The organism is Pseudomonas sp. FIP_A4, assembly GCF_036701605.1.
In the GTDB taxonomy this organism is placed as follows: Bacteria; Pseudomonadota; Gammaproteobacteria; order Pseudomonadales; family Pseudomonadaceae; genus Stutzerimonas; species Stutzerimonas phenolilytica.
In genome coordinates, this window is the sequence record NZ_JAYDXP010000028.1 from 1 (window position 1) to 456 (window position 456).

At 67.3% G+C, this 456-nt stretch carries 1 protein-coding gene; it reads right to left on the reverse strand.

The window, feature by feature from the left end; genetic code table 11:
* A partial coding sequence (locus U8L64_RS00205; RefSeq protein ID WP_333392710.1) for a hypothetical protein occupies positions 1-456 on the reverse strand: 456 nt, incomplete at both ends.

The window sequence follows — 456 nt, forward strand, 5'->3', positions numbered from 1 at the left end:
CGCCGTGGTGCTGGTCCAGTTGACGAAGCTGTTCGGGGTATCGGCACCCGGTTGGTCGTTGGCGTGCAGGTCGTTGGTCAGCACGTTGCCGGTGATGGCGGTGACGCTGTCCTCGCCCACGCTGGCGCTGTCGGCCACGGCCTGCGGGACGTCGTCGATGATTTCGATGACCAGGCTGGCCGGGGTCGAGCTGCCGGTGCCGTCGGTCACGCTCAGGCTGAAGCTGTCGGTCTCGGTACCGGACCCGTCGGTGGTCGGCTCGGTCAGTTCGTAGGTGTAGCTCGCCACGCCGGTGGCGGCATTGTAGGCCGTTACCGTCAGGGTGCCGTGGTCACCGGCGAAGGTTTCGCCCTGCAGCTCGGCGATGGTCACGGTCTTGCCGTTGATGGTCACGCTCTGCAGGTCGTCCAGGCCATCGGTGTCGGCCAGGGTGAAGCTGCCGGAGGCGAACTCGCC